Origin of the sequence: Kaistella carnis (assembly GCF_003860585.1) — a bacterium.
In the GTDB taxonomy this organism is placed as follows: Bacteria; Bacteroidota; Bacteroidia; order Flavobacteriales; family Weeksellaceae; genus Kaistella; species Kaistella carnis.
The window spans coordinates 899,062-916,864 of the sequence record NZ_CP034159.1 but is presented as its reverse complement, the minus strand read 5'-3'; the positions used below and the strand labels follow the sequence as shown (position 1 = coordinate 916,864).

At 37.5% G+C, this 17,803-nt stretch carries 17 protein-coding genes; 13 read left to right on the top strand and 4 right to left on the bottom strand.

Annotation, left to right across the window (positions count from 1 at the left end; all coding sequences use genetic code 11):
- Nucleotides 1-55: 55 nt before the first annotated feature.
- A complete protein-coding gene (gene bioB / locus EIB73_RS04105) occupies nt 56-1,138 on the top strand; it encodes a biotin synthase BioB (RefSeq protein WP_125022892.1) in 1,083 nt (360 codons plus the stop codon).
- A gap of 95 nt (nt 1,139-1,233) precedes the next feature.
- Here the strand turns inward: bioB and EIB73_RS04100 are convergent, their stop codons facing one another.
- Entirely contained in the window at nt 1,234-2,400 is a 1,167-nt protein-coding gene (locus tag EIB73_RS04100; protein WP_228411278.1) for a BCCT family transporter, read from the bottom strand.
- Between the two features lie 119 nt (nt 2,401-2,519).
- Here EIB73_RS04100 and EIB73_RS04095 point away from each other — a divergent pair, with 119 nt between their 5' ends.
- Complete coding sequence (locus EIB73_RS04095; protein ID WP_125022888.1) at nt 2,520-3,722, top strand: IS256 family transposase; 1,203 nt, start codon at nt 2,520-2,522, stop codon at nt 3,720-3,722.
- Here EIB73_RS04095 and EIB73_RS04090 read toward each other — a convergent pair.
- Nucleotides 3,712-5,586 carry a dipeptidyl-peptidase 3 family protein gene (locus tag EIB73_RS04090; protein WP_380219203.1) on the bottom strand — a complete coding sequence of 625 codons (1,875 nt, stop codon included), beginning with the start codon at nt 5,584-5,586 and terminating at the stop codon, nt 3,712-3,714. The genes EIB73_RS04095 and EIB73_RS04090 overlap by 11 nt on opposite strands.
- Before the next feature lie 423 nt (nt 5,587-6,009).
- Between EIB73_RS04090 and EIB73_RS04085 the strand changes: the two genes are divergently transcribed.
- The 5 genes from EIB73_RS04085 to EIB73_RS04065 all read left to right on the top strand — a co-directional run bounded on the left by EIB73_RS04085 (nt 6,010) and on the right by EIB73_RS04065 (nt 10,388).
- Nucleotides 6,010-6,327, top strand: a complete 318-nt coding sequence (locus EIB73_RS04085; RefSeq protein ID WP_125022884.1) for an antibiotic biosynthesis monooxygenase — start codon at nt 6,010-6,012, stop codon at nt 6,325-6,327.
- A gap of 444 nt (nt 6,328-6,771) precedes the next feature.
- On the top strand, nt 6,772-7,785 hold the full coding sequence (locus EIB73_RS04080; protein ID WP_125022882.1) for a helix-turn-helix domain-containing protein: 1,014 nt from the start codon (nt 6,772-6,774) through the stop codon (nt 7,783-7,785).
- Nucleotides 7,786-7,915: 130 nt separating this feature from the next.
- Nucleotides 7,916-9,097 (top strand): acyl-CoA dehydrogenase family protein, encoded by a 1,182-nt coding sequence (locus tag EIB73_RS04075; protein WP_125022880.1) that lies wholly within the window; start codon nt 7,916-7,918, stop codon nt 9,095-9,097.
- On the top strand, nt 9,079-9,804 hold the full coding sequence (locus EIB73_RS04070; RefSeq protein WP_125022878.1) for a PIG-L deacetylase family protein: 726 nt from the start codon (nt 9,079-9,081) through the stop codon (nt 9,802-9,804). Before EIB73_RS04075 ends, EIB73_RS04070 begins: the two co-directional genes overlap by 19 nt.
- On the top strand, nt 9,804-10,388 hold the full coding sequence (locus EIB73_RS04065; RefSeq protein WP_125022876.1) for a class I SAM-dependent DNA methyltransferase: 585 nt from the start codon (nt 9,804-9,806) through the stop codon (nt 10,386-10,388). Before EIB73_RS04070 ends, EIB73_RS04065 begins: the two co-directional genes overlap by 1 nt.
- Here the strand turns inward: EIB73_RS04065 and EIB73_RS04060 are convergent.
- Nucleotides 10,385-10,708: a hypothetical protein gene (locus EIB73_RS04060; protein ID WP_125022874.1), complete on the bottom strand. Its 324-nt coding sequence runs from the start codon at nt 10,706-10,708 to the stop codon at nt 10,385-10,387. The two genes, EIB73_RS04065 and EIB73_RS04060, sit on opposite strands and share 4 nt — an antisense overlap.
- Before the next feature lie 113 nt (nt 10,709-10,821).
- Nucleotides 10,822-11,529 carry a glycosyltransferase gene (locus EIB73_RS04055; RefSeq protein ID WP_125022872.1) on the bottom strand — a complete coding sequence of 236 codons (708 nt, stop codon included), beginning with the start codon at nt 11,527-11,529 and terminating at the stop codon, nt 10,822-10,824.
- A gap of 367 nt (nt 11,530-11,896) precedes the next feature.
- Here EIB73_RS04055 and EIB73_RS04050 point away from each other — a divergent pair, with 367 nt between their 5' ends.
- The 6 genes from EIB73_RS04050 (at nt 11,897) to EIB73_RS04030 (ending at nt 17,765) form a co-directional block, all read left to right on the top strand.
- Entirely contained in the window at nt 11,897-12,973 is a 1,077-nt protein-coding gene (locus EIB73_RS04050) for a glycosyltransferase (RefSeq protein WP_125022870.1), read from the top strand.
- Nucleotides 12,970-13,308 (top strand): NAD(P)-binding protein, encoded by a 339-nt coding sequence (locus tag EIB73_RS15145; protein WP_228411277.1) that lies wholly within the window; start codon nt 12,970-12,972, stop codon nt 13,306-13,308. Before EIB73_RS04050 ends, EIB73_RS15145 begins: the two co-directional genes overlap by 4 nt.
- A 9-nt stretch (nt 13,309-13,317) precedes the next feature.
- Complete coding sequence (locus tag EIB73_RS04045; protein WP_228411276.1) at nt 13,318-14,115, top strand: UDP-galactopyranose mutase; 798 nt, start codon at nt 13,318-13,320, stop codon at nt 14,113-14,115.
- Nucleotides 14,099-15,226, top strand: a complete 1,128-nt coding sequence (locus tag EIB73_RS04040) for a hypothetical protein (RefSeq protein ID WP_125022868.1) — start codon at nt 14,099-14,101, stop codon at nt 15,224-15,226. The genes EIB73_RS04045 and EIB73_RS04040 overlap by 17 nt, the downstream gene beginning before the upstream one ends.
- A 13-nt stretch (nt 15,227-15,239) precedes the next feature.
- Entirely contained in the window at nt 15,240-15,698 is a 459-nt protein-coding gene (locus tag EIB73_RS04035) for an adenylyltransferase/cytidyltransferase family protein (protein WP_125022866.1), read from the top strand.
- Between the two features lie 234 nt (nt 15,699-15,932).
- Nucleotides 15,933-17,765, top strand: a complete 1,833-nt coding sequence (locus EIB73_RS04030; protein WP_125022864.1) for an FAD/NAD(P)-binding protein — start codon at nt 15,933-15,935, stop codon at nt 17,763-17,765.
- The last annotated feature ends 38 nt before the right edge of the window (nt 17,766-17,803 follow it).

The following is a 17,803-nucleotide window of genomic DNA, read 5'->3' as shown; positions in this document are numbered from 1 at the left end:
AAATAAATCTGCGGAGTTTTTAAAACCTTTCCGTTATCAATAAAAAACTTACCATATGAACCACTCCAGAAAATGGACTCGAGATGAAGTCGTCTCTCTATACAACAAACCGTTGATGGATCTGCTTTTTGAAGCAGCGTCCGTTCACAGAAAATACCACGATCCAAACAAAGTACAGGTTTCAACCTTGGTTTCCATCAAAACTGGTGGTTGCCCGGAGGATTGTGGGTATTGTCCACAAGCGGCAAGATATCATACCGATGTTAATGCAAAAGAATTAATGGGTGTAGAAGAAGTAATTGCCAAGGGACTTGAAGCAAAAGCTTCCGGAAGTTCGAGGATTTGTATGGGCGCCGCGTGGCGAAATATAAAAGACGGACCGGAATTCGATCAGGTTTTAGAAATGGTGCGTTCCCTTAATAAACTCGATATTGAAGTTTGCTGTACGCTTGGTATGATCACCGAAAATCAGGCACACCGACTTTCGGAGGCAGGACTTTACGCTTACAATCACAATATCGATTCTTCCGAAGAATATTATGAAGAAATTATTTCGACCAGAGGTTATAAAGATCGGCTTCAAACCATTAAGAATGTACGAAAAACCAATATCACCGTTTGTAGTGGTGGAATTATTGGCATGGGCGAAAGCATCGAAAACCGTGCGGATATGTTGATTACACTGGCTTCCATGACACCTCATCCCGAATCTGCCCCCATCAATGCTTTGGTTCCTGTAAAAGGAACACCTATTGGGGAAATGGAATTGGTCACCTCCTGGGAAATGGTGCGAATGGTTGCTACGGCCAGAATATTATTGCCGGAAACCCAAGTTCGTTTGTCTGCTGGAAGAACAAATATGAGTCGGGAAGGGCAAGCTTTGTACTTTTTTGCCGGAGCCAATTCCATATTTGCGGGCGATCAGTTGCTCACTACTCCGAATCCTGATATCAATGAAGATGTGAAAATGTTTGAAGCGCTGGGATTGGTTCCGCAACAGCCTTTTGAGAAACATGCGCAGCGACAAACAGTGGAAGCTGAAAATGCACAGTTTCATGCTTTAGGCGAAAAGCCGAAATGGTCCAGACCCGATCATAAGATTCAAAGAAATCTTGAGGCGCAAACTAAAAGAAAATAGGCCTTTTTAACTATTAATATTCACATTCCTTATTATAAAAGGGTTGTACTTTCCATGAAATACAACCCTTTTATATTTATATTATCATCATCAAGTTAATTTGTTTTATCATGAGAATCTGTACTGATAAACATTTCGTTTCTTTCTTCAGATACAATATCTAAAAACCGATCATAATGTTTTAAGACATCGGAGATTAATTCATTTTTAGTGAAATACTGAATGTCATAACTTTCTCTGGTATCCCCAAAATAAGCTCGTGGGTAAAAGGCGCCATTTTTTACAACTTCAGGAAGATTTTCTTCGTCAACTAAAAAATTGGAAACATTTTTTGCACTGGTTTCAACTCCATAGATAAAATTATTGATGACATCATACTTGATCTCAATTTCAATTTTTGAAGATTTTATTTGATTGATGTTCGCGGTAATTCCATTTTCTGCAAATTCTGCCTGTAACTCCAGAAAGGCTTCTTTCACAGTAGTGTTGATGAAAAGATCGATGGATTTACGGTCTTTTGTAGCAACGATGAGTTTTAGCCTTTCTTTCCACAATCTTCCGGACCATGGAACGGTGGCTTTCGAAAAGTTGCGTTCGTAATAGGACTGGTCGATGCTTAGCGCTTTAAGTAAACTTACAATAAAGAGCAGCATAATGATTGAAAATGGTAAAGCCGTAATAAGTGTCATGCTTTGTAAGGCTTTTAAGCCACCTGCATTCAGTAAAAGTAAAGCAAGTACCGCCAACAAAGTTCCCCATAAAACGGTCTGCCACTTCGGAGATTTTGCTGCATTTTTTGTCGCAATACTGTTCATTACAAATATTCCGGAATCAGCTGAGGTCACAAAAAAGATGATCACGATAAGAATGGTAATGAAACTCGCAACGGTAGAGAAGGGAAAGTATTCTAAAAATTGAAACATGAGCGCATCCGGATTACCGGCGACGGCGCTTAAAGCACCTTTGCCAATGTTCATATCAAACCAAATGGCACTGTTTCCAAATACGGTCATCCAAATAAAATTAAACAAAGAAGGAATCACCAACACGGCAACAATGAATTCCCGGATCGTTCTGCCTTTAGAAATTTTAGCTATAAACAGCCCAACATAAGGCGACCATGAAATCCACCATGCCCAGTAAAGGATAGTCCAGTCATAAAACCAGGGTAAAGCTTCTTTATCATAAACGTGTGTACTGAAAGTCAAATTGAAAAAATTATTGATATAATTACCGAGGCCTTCTGTAAAACTACCGATCAAAAATGGTAGTGTTTCACTAACTGTGTAAGTTGAAAAGTTATTCTGAAAAATTTTGAGCCTTCAAAAGCTCAAAACTTTTTCGGAAATAACTTTTTACTATTTTTAAACTTTATACAGTTATGATCGACAAAGAAGAATTATTAAACAACAAGGATTTCTACAAATCCTTCAAGAGTGGAGAAGATTTAACCTCTTTCTTCAAAACAATGCACAAACGAGCCGTAGAACATATGCTCGAAGCCGAATTAGATGACCATCTGGATACCGAGAAACATCAAAAAACAAAAGACGGAAATTATCGCAATGGCCATCAAACCAAGAAGATAAAAACCTCTTTTGGCGAAGATGAAATTAAAGTTCCGCGGGATAGGGAAAGTACTTTTGAGCCAGCCTTAGTTCCCAAAAGGCATAATATTATTGAAGGTTTGGAAAATGTTATCATCTCATTTTATGCCAAAGGAATGAGTGTAAGTGATATTGAAGATCAGATCAAGGAAATGTATGATTTTGATGTTTCAACATCCACAATATCCAGGATTACCAATGCGGTTTCCAGTGAGATTGTCGCTTGGCAAAATCGGCCACTAGAGGATTTATACCTCATTGTTTGGATGGATGGAATTGTTTTTAAAGTCCGTGAGAACTCAAAAGTTATCAACAAAACCATTTATCTTGCCGTTGGTTTAAGACGGGATGGAAGAAAAGAAGTTCTGGGAATGTGGCTTGGAAAAAACGAAAGTTCCAGTTTTTGGATGAGCGTTTTAACTGACATAAAAGCACGTGGCGTAGAAGATATACTAATCACTGCAACGGATAATCTCAATGGATTTACCCAAACTATTCGCAGTGTTTTCCCACAATCTCAAACTCAGATCTGCGTGGTGCATCAGATTAGAAATGCTTGTAAATACGTAGTTTGGAAGGACAGAAAAGCCTTTACTTACGACATGAAACAGATTTACAACGCTCCCACCAAGCAAGCCGCAGAAGCCGCCTTAAATGATTTTGCAGAAAAATGGGAATCTAAATATTCGTATGCCATCAAATCCTGGAGAGATAATTGGGATGAATTAACGGTATTTTTCGAATTTCCGGTGGAAATCCGTAAAATCATTTACACCACCAATTTAATAGAAAATCTCAACGGAAAAATAAGAAAATATACTAAAAATAAAATGTCTTTTCCTACTGATGATGCGGTTTTAAAGTCAGTTTTCCTTGCCTTAAGAGAAGCAACAAAAAAATGGACAATGCCGATTCGAGATTGGGGAATCGTATTAAATCAATTTATGCTTATATTTGAAGAAAGGCTCAAGTTATAAAAAACTCAAGTCTTAAACTTTTCAACTTACACACTTTGCGGGACAGTGTCTCTTTAAACTGAGCATTACGTGCCAGCACTTCTTTGTGAATCGCCTGATCGACTTTTACGCCATAATTTTCGACCAGGTTTTTTGCGGCGTTATAATCGCCTTCCGACTTAATGCGTTGTGTTTCGCGCAGGAGCTGACCAAATAAGTCATGGAGCTTATCGTAATCGGTAATGTTGAAATAGGTTTTGCCGTTGCGTACCACTTTCTCAATCACATTGTCTTTTTTACCTTTCGCAAAAACCCACGCACTGACCCATTGGCGGTTCCGCATGTGTGATTCTTCAATCTCGGCCCCCGGTTCCAAACGCACAAGTTGCATCATCAAGCCATTACGGATATAATTGTCATAAGCTGCTTTACCCATGTCTTTCCAGTTGTCTACCAAACCTAATTCCTGCAATTTGGGATCATAAAGAAAATAAAGTCCTACCAGATCTGCGCGGCCTTCTTCCATGGTAGAGGCATAGCTTTTCAAGGTTTCTTTCGGCGTTCCCACACCCGGATTAATTTGTCCCGAAGCATGACCTACCACTTCATGAAGTGCCGTGTGCAGCTTGCTGGAAAGCTCGCCATATTTTTCAGCCAGACGAAGCTCTTCGTCATCATTGACGAATTCTTTTAATCGACCCGAACCGCCCGCATTGTTATAGGCATCGATAATATTCCCGAGTGAAACTGATTTTGAACCGTGCTCCGCGCGGATCCAGTCTGCATTTGGCAGATTAATACCAATAGGCGTGCTCGGTGAGGAGTCGCCGGCTTCGGAGGCAACGTTGACCGTTTTATAACTCACACCCACCACATTCTTCTTTTTGTGTTGCGGCAGAAGTGGGGAGTGGTCTTCAAACCATTGTGCTTCGCGGGAGACTACTTCCATTTTTCGCGACATGTCAAAATCTTTGATCTGAACAACACTTTCATAGGAACCTTTGTGTCCCAAAGGATCGTTGTACACTTCGATGAAGCCGTTAATGTAGTCTATGTTTCCGTCGGTAGCGCTCACCCAAGCGGTGTTATAATCATCCCACTTTTTCAGATCGCCGGTTTTATAATATTGAATAAGCAAGGCTAAAGCATTTGCCTGTTTTTGATTTTCGGCAACGCTTTTGGCTTTTTCTAACCAATTAATCACCTGGTCAATCGCTGGACCGTACATACCACCGCTCTTCCAGACTCTTTCAGTGAGCTTGCCGTTTTCTTTAACCAACTTAGAATTTAAGCCGGTGGATAAAGGACGTTCTGCATCCGGGCTCTTCATTTGGGCATAAAACTTTTCAGCTTCATCCGAAGTGACACCGTCTCCATAAAAGTTGACGGCGGAACCTTGAAGTAAGCCTTTGCTCAGATCCAGGTTCACCTTTTTGGTGTCTACATTATTAAAGAGGATATCAGCGATCTGGGCGTCAAGTTTGGTATTGCTTGCCTTTAAAAGCTGCTCAAAATATGCTTTCGAAAAAGTGGGCTTCATCTTCTCGTTGGAGTAGTGGTGGTGGATGCCGTTGGCAAACCAAACCCGTTTCAGGTAGATCTCGAAATTTCGCCAGTCTTCGGTGTCCTTATTACCGCTGTAATTCTGGTAAATATTTTCCAATGCACGGCGGATTGTCAGGTTGTGTTTATAATTCTGATCCCAGATGATTTCGCGGCCTGCATAGCCAGCCTGACTCAGATAATAGACATATTCTTTTTCTTTTAAAGTTAAATCACTCCAGCCCGGCACTTGGTATTTCAGGACTTCGATGTCGGCAAAACGATCGATGCTGTTTCCATCATTCTTTACACTTTGTTCTTGTGGAGTCGATTCAGACGTCATCTTTTGCTGTGCAGTACAGGAAAATAAAAGTACCGCAGCCAGCGCAAGAAGGGTTATTTTGGATTTTTTCATAAACAATATTTACACAAATATATTTAATTTTATTTTCAGCAACGAAAACGAGTGTTACAATAAATTTATGAAAAGAAGCATCCGACCATTCACACAGATTTGATGCAACTTAAATAAATGCTATGCAAACGAGGAATTCTGTGCTGTAAAAAGTTGATAAGAAGTTTTCTTAAATTGAGAAAATAAGTAAGTAGTTGATGATTTAAATTAAAAGTTGTCAATTTGAGGTTAATTTCGGCAATGCATTACCTTTATCTAAAGTTGTGATAAAAGATAGATCATCATGAAAATCTATTGTTGCACAGCCAGGAGAAATCTCCAACCGCTAACTGCAATTTTAAACAAGACAGAATGAAAAAAGTAATTACGAGAATGTGGCACGGACGGGTAAAGAAAGACGATGCCCTCAATTATAAAAAATATGTAGAGGAAACAGGCCTTAAAAATTACCGTGAAGTAAAGGGGAATCTGTCTGCAAAAATTCTCCTGCGCTATGAAGATGAAATTTGCCATATCTTAACGGTTACAGAATGGGATTCCTATGAGAGCATAAAAAAGTTTGCGGGGAAAGATTTTCGAAAAGCCCGATATTACCCGGAAGATGAAAAATATCTACTGGATTTTGAAGAATTTGTAACCCATTATGAAACCTATATTGAGGAAAGCTAGGGAATAAAGTTGTAGATTTATTCGACGAATTTTATCACTGCAATTTTGGATAAAATAAAAGGAGACGTAAACGCTAATGCAGAAGTCTAAATAGTCTTTTAATAAATATTCAGGATTTTTTGGATGAGCATTTTAAACAAGTTGAAGATTTTAATTTTACACCTTAAAATTTTCCGTTAAAAGAAAGAGCATTCCCAAAACTGATATTTACAGTAGCTGAAGCAGTTTAAGCTGATGTTTTCTATGTGATCGAAGCTTCTCTTTTGGGAGAATTTGGCTGACTTTTTGTAAAAAGAATATTTTTCATCATTGATGAAAATAAAATAGTGCGATTCCATTCCTTTAGACTGCTAATTATCGGAAAAATAATTTTCTATTTCAGGCCTTTATATTTGTTGATTATATCATATTAAAGAAAACTTCACCGAATTTTAAAAATAAACTATGTCTACTTACCAGGTTAATTCTATTCCCCTAAAAGACGTCATTATCAGTTTGGCGAAGTCCTTCGGTGTAAAATACCAAAACCGCTGCGGTGAATATTTCTTATCAATTCCCAAACACATTGGAGAAGGCCAAATCCGAGGTATCAATTTTGAAAATGGTCTGGGATTAATTATTTATAAAGCAATTTTTAAGGAAGACACGCGCCTGGAATTTACTTTAGATGAAATTCATCCCGTAAAATTTGTTTATACGCTACACGGTTCTATTTCACATGAATTTGCAAACGAAAATATAAAACATTCCATTGAAGAATTTCGGTGTGCCATTGTAGCCAGCGAACGAAATAATGGTCATATCATCGAATTTAAAAAAAATATCCTGCACGAAGTGGTAAGTGTAGAGATTGATCGAAAAACTTTTGGGGTAAAGGAAAACTGTGAACTTGCAGGCTGGAATTCCGAACTTAAAAATGTAATTACCGATGTGGAAGGGGTTAGCCAGTTTTATCATGTAGACAGTTGTGGAATCTATTACAAAAATATTTTACAGAATATCGATGATTATAAAGAACTGCTCATTGCGCATCAACTGAATCTACAGGCGATGACTTTAGAAATGTTTGTTCAGCAGGTTGTTCAGTTTGATGACGATCGGTTAACAGCGGAAGAAAGATCTATTCTTAGAATTCAGGAATTGAAGCGCGTGGAAGAGGCCGGAAATCATATCAAAGAAAACATCAACGGTGATTTATCCGTAAAAAATATTTCGCGTATCACCGGTTTAAACCCGAACAAATTACAGACTGGCTTTAAGTATTTATATTCTACGACCCTGAATGAATATGTAACGAACAGCCGCCTCGAACAGGCAAAAATCCTCCTGCAAAATAAAGAATATAATGTAAACGCGGTTGTTGCCGCAGTTGGTTTGGAAAGCAGCAGTTATTTTTCTAAAATTTTTAAGAAAAAATATGGCATTACGCCTAAACAATATAAAAATGTTGAATTTTGAATTTAAGAAGTTCAATTGATCTTTTCGTTAAACTTTCACCTTTATCCAATTAATTTTTAGTCCTATTAAATTTAGATGATTGTTTAAACCGTATTAATGATAACTTTATTCCTTCCGAAAAAACTTATCATTGATCGACCAAATATCTTCTGAATATTCTGATTTAATAGAGGCTGTAAAAAAAAGCATTCCTCTTGCTTTAACAGAAGCATCGGAAACCGATTCACCCAATTTGTTTCCTGAAAAAACTTTGCAGTGTCTTAAAAATTCAAATATTTTCACAGCCTGTATTTCCACCGATTTTGGCGGCAGAGATTTAGGATTAAAAGAAGGCTCTAATCAGGCTTTGCTAACTATTTTAAAATTGATTGGGTCCGGAAATTTAATGGTCGGCAGAATTATCGAAGGTCATTTCAATGCCCAATTCCTTATTGGTCGATACGGCACTTTCGACCAGAAGAAAAGATTTGCAAAAGACAGCTTCGATGGAAAATTATTTGGAGTCTGGAACACGCAGGCTGAAGATGGAGTCTCCCTGAAGTTTGAGAAAGGGCGTTACCAATTAAATGGTTCTAAAACTTTTGCTACAGGCACAGATTACGTTTTCCGGCCAATCGTTACCGCGTCCTCGCAAAAAAAAGGGTCATGGCAGATGTGCATCGTTGATCTGGATGAAGTTTCTTTACAAAAAGATTATACTTGGTGGAATCCAATGGGAATGAAAGCCACGCGAAGTTATAAAGTAACTTTCAACAATATTCCCCTTCCTCACAATAATTTATTAGGCCTTGATGGAAATTACTATGAACAGCCTTACTTCAGCGGCGGTTCAGTTCGTTTTTCAGCAGTTCAGCTGGGCGCAGCGGAAATTCTTCTCTCGGAAACGATACTTTATCTGCAAAAATTAAAAAGAACGGAAGATCTTTTTCAAAAAATGAGAATTGGACAAATGCGGATTCTTGTCAATTCAGGAAATCAATGGCTAAAAGCTGCAGCGGAGTCCATGGACGTTTTTACAGCCGTACCTTCGGCGGAAAATTCCAACTTATTTCTGGATCAGAGTAATATGGTAAGAATTGCCATTGATGAAATCTGTACAGAAATAATGATGCTTTGCCAAAAATGTATTGGCGCACGCGGCCTGAATAAACCTCATCATTTCGAAAGAATTATACGGGATTTGAATACTTATATACGTCAACCTGCACCGGATCACACTTTATTAGAAATCGGAAAATTTGCTCTGGGCGAAACCCCACCGGTAAAAAATTCATTTATAAAAAACATCAAAAAATGGATCAAATTAAAATAGAAAATATTCCTGTAGCCCCGGAACATTGTGTTATGGGTTTAGGCACCACATTAATTGTAGCACCGCATGCTGATGATGAAAGTCTTGCTTGTGGCGGAGTTATTTCTTTATTAAGAAAGTATAACCAAACCGTCTATATTCTTTTATTAAGCGATGGAACTCTTTCGCATCCGAACAGTGTAGAATATCCGGCGGAAAAACTAAGAAATCTTCGGGAAAATGAATTGCTGACGGCCGCCCGCGCCTTAGATGTTCCTGTTGAAAATATTATATTTTGCAGATATAAAGATCGCCAAGTTCCTGGACTTCAAAATCCGCATTTTGATCAGGCCCTTTCCAATATGAATAAAATAATTGAAATCATTGGTCCTCAAAGTATTTTTGTGCCGTGGCGAAAAGATCCACATCCGGATCATATTGCCGCTTATGAATTAATTGATAACGCAGCAACAAACGGTGCCAAAATTTATGAATATGCGGTTTGGCTTAATGCAATAGCATCTGCTGCAGATTTCCCTTCATTAAATGAAATCATTCCATTTAAACTGGATATTTCCAGTGTATTAACTAAAAAGCAGAATGCCATTTCCGCTCATCAATCCCAGATCTCGGATTTGATCACAGACGATCCGGAAGGATTTAAATTATCTCCCGAAATGTTAGCTCATTTTAATCAACCCTACGAACTATTTTATATTTCAAAATAATGGAAAAAAAAGAAACACTGTCAGCCGATTACTTCGCTCAGGTTTATGATGCACAAGATGATCCCTGGAATTTTGAAACCAGTCCTTACGAAGCGCAGAAATATACCGCAACCATACAGGCTTTACCGAATTCACATTATCGAAAAGCGTGGGAGATTGGCTGTTCAATAGGAGTTCTTACCAAAATGTTGGCTGAAAAATGCCTGAATCTTTTAGCCACTGATGTTTCAGAAAAAGCCCTGGATTTTGCTAAAGTTAGATGTAATGATGTACCAAATGTAACTTTTAAAAAATTAAGTTTTCCTCAGGAACTTCCTGACGACCGTTTTGATTTAATCCTTATATCAGAAGTTGCCTACTATCTGTCGGAAGAAGACTGGAAACTTTCGATTCATAAAGTATACGACCTGCTGCCAGAAAATGGTGAAATAGTGTTAGTTCATTGGTTACCAGAGGTTCCTGATTATCCGCAGACGGGCGACCAGGTTCATTATTCTTTTAAGAAAGAAATAGGAGCAAAAATGAATAATGTTTTTAAAACCAGAACAGAGCAATATCGGATCGATGTTTGGAGAAAATCTTAGGAAGAATAATTCGATAGGATAGACCGTAAGTCTACTATGGCTTCATCAATCTCAACAGCTTGAAATTCTGCTTTCCACCGGAGTTTATTCAAAAGTTTAATTTCTTGAAACCATTCTCCGAAATAGGTGCTGGTACGGAATGCTTCTATAATGTTCTGATCAAAGACCATTTCTGTTTCGATGCTTTTCAACTCCTCTTCAATTGAATTGTTGATAGAATTTCGCTTATTCCACAGCTCAGTCACCCGTTTTTTAAGGATGAACCGATGTAAAAGCGAGTTGCCGGACTCCACCAGGAATTTATTTTTCTGAATATTCATATTTTTCCACATATTCAACTGTTGTGATAATCCAATATCAGTTCGACCAATACATCGCGCGGAAGTGCGCACTACAACGTCATGGCTATGTCTAGTTCTGGCATCAATTTTTTCTAATCGCTCATAGCACAATCTTCTAAATGCGTAACGAGTGGAATTCCTCCCGATTTTTTGTAGCATTCAGTCGTTACTGCAAAGCTTCCATTAAAGTGTTGATGATGGCAACATTTTCCATGATCAAAATTTTCCAAAATTTTCGCCTCTAATTCAGCAATTAGCAGTTGATATTCTTCATCTTTTTTATGAAAGAACGCACTTCCTTTATCCAGACCTTCCCACTCATTTTCTTTTAATAAAATTCTTCCTCCGACGGCGTCTGCTCCTTTTTCAATTTCTGCCATATTTTGACAGATCCACTCTTTCGATACGATGGTGTCACCATCAGTGGTAAGAATGATCCCGCCGCCATTTGTACATAGTCTTGCGTAGGCTAAGTCCATCAAAGTTTTACGGACATAACCGATATTTGCTTCCTCCGCGTCGAGCGTAACTTCTTCTAAGTAAAGGTTAATTTCGTCATTCTTTTTCTTAAACTCTTTAATTAAATTAACCGTTTCGTCTGTGCAATTGTTGGCCAGGATTAAGATTTCAAAGTAGACGTAATCGATCTTATTTCCAGACAAATCGACTTGACCCTTGAGCGAATTCAATAAATCTTCAATATAAGTTTCTTCATTTTTTACTGGAATTACAATCGACGCTTTAACCGTTTGTTGAATGGGGAAATTACTGAATAATTGTTTGTGGTGATGAATATACATTTGCCTAATATCTTGTTGATTTTAAAGAAATTTAACAGCGCTCTTTAGATAATTCTGTTTGAATGGTAATTTTCACAAGGGTCAAAATGCGATGTCAAACACATTAAAACATTTTCGATGGTTTACTCGTCAACATGATTTACATTTTTTTCAATGTTCATAAAACGAGCTTTTTTAATCTTAAACTTAAATTCATTTTCACTCTTAAAATAGAAAATAGCTTACCAGTTATCTAAGGTAAACTCTTTTTTCGTTGGAAATTGATTGATAATGCGACATAAAATGATATGCATCTTTAAAAATTTTTTTAAGGGCATTTTTCCTTTCCAGATGTTCTACTTTTACTCTACCACAAAATAATTAACATATGAAATTACTAAAAAATACAGATTTTCACTCGCACTATGATATGATCGTATTCTGTCATTTGCGCTGGGATTTCGTGTACCAACGCCCACAGCATCTCATTAGCAGGATGTCTGAAGATTTTAAAATATTGGTAGTAGAAGAACCGATCGGAAAGAGAGACCACAGTGAATTACAAGGTTTGGAGGTCAGTGAATCCATCCACGTTTTGCAGCCGACGATTGACCATATACAAGAACTGGGAAGTTTTCTGAAGAAAATTTTAAAAGCCCAAGTTTTCCAGGTCGGTTGGTTTTACTCCGCCGCATTTATAGATGTATTAAATTATCTGGATTTCGGAGCGATCGTTTATGACTGTATGGATGAACTTTCCCTTTTTAAAGGTGCTTCACATCAATTAATCGAGCAGGAGCAATCTTTATTAGCAGCCGCCGATGTAGTTTATACAGGTGGCAAGTCTCTTTATGAAGCAAAAAGAGAAAAACATCATAATGTGCATTGCTTTCCAAGTTCTGTCGATCAGGATCATTTTGAAAGAAATGGGAAAAAGGATGAACTTCTGTTGGATATCCAATCCATCCCAAAACCTATTGTGGGATATTATGGCGTAATTGATGAACGTATTGATCTCGATCTGCTGGAAATGAGCGCCTTAAAAATGCCCGAAGTTTCTTTCGTGATGATTGGCCCCATTTGCAAAATTGAAGAAGAGGATCTGCCCAAAGCGAAGAATATTTTTTATCTGGGAATGAAGACCTACGAACAGCTTCCAACCTATCTTAATGAGTTTGATTTCGCCATGATGCCGTTTGCCTTAAATGATTTAACCAAATTTATCAGTCCCACCAAGACTTTAGAATACATGTGCGCGGGGAAACCGATCATTTCTACAAAAATTAAAGATGTCGTGCGCGATTACAGTGACTGTATCAATTTAATTGAAGATGAAAATGATTTCTACAAAGCAGTTAACGAGCCTAAAAGCGGCTACGAACAACACTATGATCAAATTTTAAAACAGACTTCCTGGGATATTACAGCCTCGAAAATGTCTCAAATCATAAAAGTAATAGCATGACCAATTTTGATATATTAATTATCGGTGCCGGGATTTCCGGTGCTGTCCTGGCAGAACGATACGCTTCGGCAGGAAAAAGAGTTCTGATCATAGAAAAGAGAGACCATATCGCAGGTAATTGTTTCGATTATTACGATAAAAATGGAATACTAACGTCTAAATATGGAGCCCATTTATTTCACACCAACGACCAGGGCGTGTGGGATTATGTGAATCAGTTTGCCGAGTGGTATACGTGGGAGCATAAGGTGATTGCGAAAGTTGATGAACATTTGGTGCCGATTCCGGTAAACATTACGACCGTTAATACTTTATTTCAGGAAAAAATTTCTTAAGAAAAAGAAATGCAGGAATGGCTGTCGAAGAACAGAGTTATTTACAATCCACCAAAAAATGGAGAGGAAGCAGTTTTAAATAGAGTAGGTGAAGTTTTATACGATAAAATGTTTAAACATTATACGAAAAAGCAGTGGGATAAATATCCTGCAGAATTGCATGCTTCAGTTTTAGAGCGTATTCCCGTAAGAGATAATTATGATGACCGTTACTTTTCCGATGTTCATCAGGCCTTGCCAAAAGGGGGCTATACCAAAATGTTTGAAAATATTTTAGATCATCCAAATATCACTGTCCTGCTTAATACCGACTATTTTGAGGTTAAAGATCAGATATCCGGGTACGAGAAATTATTCTATACCGGACCTATCGACCACTTCTTTAAATTTAATAAAAATCTTACTGAAAAATTAGAGTATCGCTCCATTAATTTTGTTCGGGAAGAGATTGACCAGGAGTTTTTTCAGGAGAATTCTGTTGTGAATTATCCCGGAAAAGAAGTTGATTTCACCAGAATTGTGGAATATAAGCACTTTGGAAATCAAAAATCACCAACTACGAGTATTGTTAAGGAATTTACGGTTGATGAAGGGGAACCTTATTATCCGGTTCCGAACGAAAAAAACCAGGTAATTTATGCTCAATATAAAAAAGAAGCCGATAAGTTGCTCGATGTTCATTTCGTAGGAAGATTGGCTAACTACAAATATTTCAACATGGATCAGGCTTTTAGAAATGCTTTAGATCTTTTTGAAAGTTTAGAATTAAAAATGCCTAAACACCACCAACATGCAAAATCCATTTAGTTCATTTTTCCTGGGAGGTTTTGAATGTGCCGATCACATTAATCGCTCCGGCGAGCGCGTTAATCTTTTAGAAAACACGCAGCATCATTTAAGAGTAGAAGAGGACTATAAGCTCCTGATCGATATTGGTATCAACTCAGTACGGGAAGGAATATGCTGGAGTTCTGTCGAAGTCAGTCCCGGTATATATAATTTTAGTGAAGTATTAAACAGGATCAAAATCGCAGAAAAGTTGGGCATTCAGCAGATTTGGGATCTGATTCATTTTGGTTATCCCGATGATCTGAGTCCCACGCATCCGAAATTCTGTGAACGTTTTACTTTGTTGTGCGTAGAATTTGTGAAATTTTACACACAACATTCTACCCAACGTCTCATGATTGTGCCGATCAATGAAATTAGCTTTTTATCCTGGTTTTCCGGCGATGTCAGAGGAACAGTTCCCTTCCTGGAAAAATGTGGCTGGGATGTAAAGTATCATCTCTGCAAAGCGGCGATCTATGGAATCAAAGCCATCAGGGAAGAAGATCCCTCCGCTTTAATTATTTTGGTTGAACCTTTAATAAAAGTTCATCAAAATGGAGAAGTTTCAGACGAAAAGATTTTTGAAATTAATGAATATCAATTTGAAGCTGCCGATATGATCTCCGGGAGGATCTGTCCGGAATTGGGAGGAAGTAATGATCTGTTCGATATTCTGGGAGTCAATTATTATTGGAACTGTCAGTGGGTCGAAGGTGGTGAAACCGTGTACTGGCCGGATGCTCTTAACGCAAGAGTTCCATTAAGTAAGTTACTGTTTGGCGCTTTCCTTCGCTATGAAAAGCCGATATTTATTTCAGAAACGGGCCATTTTGGGGAGGGACGCATAGAGTGGCTCCAGGAAATTTCCGCGGAATGCCAGTCGGTCATAAAAGCAGGGATTCCGTTTTGGGGAGTTTGTATTTATCCTGTAACGGACCGACCGAACTGGGACAACCTTTCTGAATATAGCAATTGCGGTATTTTTGATCTTGATGAGCAAGGCAACCGAATTCCTCATTTGGAATATATCAAAGAACTAAAAGATCAACAACTTTATTTTGAAGATCTTTTGGTTAAATTAATTTAATAAAAACATTGTTATGGAACAATCATCTAAAAAAACAGGCATTACATTTAGTGCTTTTGATCTTCTACACGCGGGACATATTCGTATGTTAGCAGAAGCAAAACAACAATGTGACTATTTAATTGTTGGCTTACAAACTGACCCTACGATAGACCGACCGGAAAAAAATAAACCAACTCAAACGGTAGTTGAGCGTTATATTCAATTACACGGCTGCAAATTCGTTGATGAAATTATTCCCTATACTACAGAGAAGGATTTGGAGGATATTTTGCGACTTTATGAGATCGATGTTCGGATCTTAGGTGATGAATATCGGGAAAAACCTTTTACAGGCAGGGAATATTGTGAAAGTGCCGGGATTCGCCTACACTTTAATGAAAGACGGCATCGCTTTTCCAGCACCAATTTAAGATTAGAAGTTTTTAATAAGGAAAATCTGAGATTAAATATTTCCCAAAATTACAAATAAAATAAATATTTTCATTTAAAAACTTAAGCATCAAAATCAAATTTTGGTGCTTAGTTATGATCTGTTTTTTAATAATATTGAAGCTTAAAATATATCATGCTTAGTAAATCAAGAATTTTAAAATTAATTAAATTTCTACCATCTAAAGTTTTCGTATTTTTAACTCAAGAACTACAATATCCAAAAGTCAAATTAAATAGATTTAAAAACAGGATATAATAACCTTTAACAATTATGAATATTCAAAAGTCAAAAACCAATTTCTCAAATATTGCCATCATAGGAAGTGGACCGACGGGACTTTATTTACTTCAATATATTTGGGAACATATTGATGTTTTGGCGTCTGAAATCAAAGAAATAACCATCTTTGAGAAAGAAGATATTCTGGGAATGGGAATGCCTTATCATCCGAAAACAACCGACATATACAATCTTGCAAACATCTCCTCAGAAGAGATTCCCCTCCTGCAGGAGTCTTTTGGAAACTGGCTTCGAAAACAGGATGCAGATTTTCTGAAAAAACTTAATATCACTGATCTACCGATTGATGACTCTGAAGTCTACAGCCGCGTTTCTTTGGGTCATTATTTCGTAGCACAATTTAAACAGATTGTTTCTTTGCTTGATTCCAAAGGAATAAAAATTGTACAGAAAGCCAATTGTGAAGTCTCTGATATTCGTGAAGAGGACGGGAAATTAACGGTGACAGACTGTAATAATGACAGCCATCAGTTTTCCACAGTCGTCATTGCAAACGGTCATGAATGGAACAATGAAGATCACCCGGCTTCAGGATATTACGCTTCGCCCTGGCCGATTCATAAATTAATTCCAAAAACCGGAGAAACGTATGATTTTCCTGTGGGTACCTTAGGTGCTTCTTTAAGCGCTTTCGATGTGGTAACCTCTTTGGCACACCGACACGGAATATTTGCAAAAGAAAACTTGAAATTGATTTTTAAGAAGAATCCTTCAAATCCAAATTTTAAAATTGTTTTACACTCCGCAGAAGGTTGGTTGCCGCACTTGCAATATGAGCAGAAAGAACCCATAAGAGAAATATATCGCCATTTCAGCCGGTCTCAATTGCTGGATATTATCGATGACGAGGGATTTATGAGAATTGAAACCTTTTTTGATCGCCTTTGTCGACCTGCCTTAATTGAAGCTTTTAGTAAAGACCGTTTAACACACGTCGTTGATCAGTTAAAAAAGCCGGATTTCACTTTTAAAGATCTAGTCTCTTTAATGTCAGAGAAGCATGAATATGTCGATTCTTTTGAAGGAATGAAGAAGGAAATGATTACCGCAAGAAATTCGGTCGTTCACAACATTCCGATTTACTGGATGGAGACTCTTGATGATTTAATGTACAGTTTAAATTATCATGCAGAACTTTTACCCGCGGAAGATCATCAATTTTTCCATAAAGAAATTATGTCTTTTTTAATGAATGTGATCGCTGCTTTGCCGTTGCAGTCTGCAGAAATACTGTTGGCTCTTTATGATGCAAACTGTATCGAATTAAAATCGGGATTCGTCCATTTTCCTGAAGATGCTTTTTCCGAAGGTTTTACCAAAATAATTCTGGAGAATGAAAATGGAGATAAGGAAGAGGTTGATTACCAGTTGTTTGTTAATTGCGGCGGAGGTCAAAAATTAGAATTAAAGGATTTTCCCTTCCAGACATTAGTTAAACTAGGGGTTGTAAAAGCGGCAACGGTAAATTTCGCTGATGAAAAGGAGTATAAAGATAATCTAACGGAAGATAAAAAGAAAGGTCTGAAAATTCTGGATGATCATATCGCTTTCAAATTGTCGGGCATACAAATCGATTCAAGTTACAGAACAATTAACAGTCAAGGTTTAGCCAACAACTTTCTCTACGACATCAATTTCACGCATACGAATGGATTACGACCGTATTCCTATGGATTGCAGGCGTGTAGTGCAACAAGTTTAATTTTAGTTGAATCCTGGATCTCTGAAATTGTAGATCATAAAAACGTAGGTGAAGAAATAGAAACCATCACGAAACTATATAAAGATATTGAGGGATTATAAAATGTTTCTTCCATTTTTTATTCTTCATCAAGGTATTC

What these genes read in the sequence shown, in the direction of transcription:
- bioB (WP_125022892.1), top strand. Translation starts at nt 56, where the DNA reads ATGAACCACTCCAGAAAATGGACTCGAGATGAAGTCGTCTCTCTATAC.
- EIB73_RS04095 (WP_125022888.1), top strand. Translation starts at nt 2,520, where the DNA reads ATGATCGACAAAGAAGAATTATTAAACAACAAGGATTTCTACAAATCC.
- EIB73_RS04090 (WP_380219203.1), bottom strand. Translation starts at nt 5,586, where the DNA reads ATGACGTCTGAATCGACTCCACAAGAACAAAGTGTAAAGAATGATGGA.
- EIB73_RS04085 (WP_125022884.1), top strand. Translation starts at nt 6,010, where the DNA reads ATGAAAAAAGTAATTACGAGAATGTGGCACGGACGGGTAAAGAAAGAC.
- EIB73_RS04080 (WP_125022882.1), top strand. Translation starts at nt 6,772, where the DNA reads ATGTCTACTTACCAGGTTAATTCTATTCCCCTAAAAGACGTCATTATC.
- EIB73_RS04070 (WP_125022878.1), top strand. Translation starts at nt 9,079, where the DNA reads ATGGATCAAATTAAAATAGAAAATATTCCTGTAGCCCCGGAACATTGT.
- EIB73_RS04065 (WP_125022876.1), top strand. Translation starts at nt 9,804, where the DNA reads ATGGAAAAAAAAGAAACACTGTCAGCCGATTACTTCGCTCAGGTTTAT.
- EIB73_RS04060 (WP_125022874.1), bottom strand. Translation starts at nt 10,708, where the DNA reads ATGAATATTCAGAAAAATAAATTCCTGGTGGAGTCCGGCAACTCGCTT.
- EIB73_RS04055 (WP_125022872.1), bottom strand. Translation starts at nt 11,529, where the DNA reads ATGTATATTCATCACCACAAACAATTATTCAGTAATTTCCCCATTCAA.
- EIB73_RS04050 (WP_125022870.1), top strand. Translation starts at nt 11,897, where the DNA reads ATGAAATTACTAAAAAATACAGATTTTCACTCGCACTATGATATGATC.
- EIB73_RS15145 (WP_228411277.1), top strand. Translation starts at nt 12,970, where the DNA reads ATGACCAATTTTGATATATTAATTATCGGTGCCGGGATTTCCGGTGCT.
- EIB73_RS04045 (WP_228411276.1), top strand. Translation starts at nt 13,318, where the DNA reads ATGCAGGAATGGCTGTCGAAGAACAGAGTTATTTACAATCCACCAAAA.
- EIB73_RS04040 (WP_125022868.1), top strand. Translation starts at nt 14,099, where the DNA reads ATGCAAAATCCATTTAGTTCATTTTTCCTGGGAGGTTTTGAATGTGCC.
- EIB73_RS04035 (WP_125022866.1), top strand. Translation starts at nt 15,240, where the DNA reads ATGGAACAATCATCTAAAAAAACAGGCATTACATTTAGTGCTTTTGAT.
- EIB73_RS04030 (WP_125022864.1), top strand. Translation starts at nt 15,933, where the DNA reads ATGAATATTCAAAAGTCAAAAACCAATTTCTCAAATATTGCCATCATA.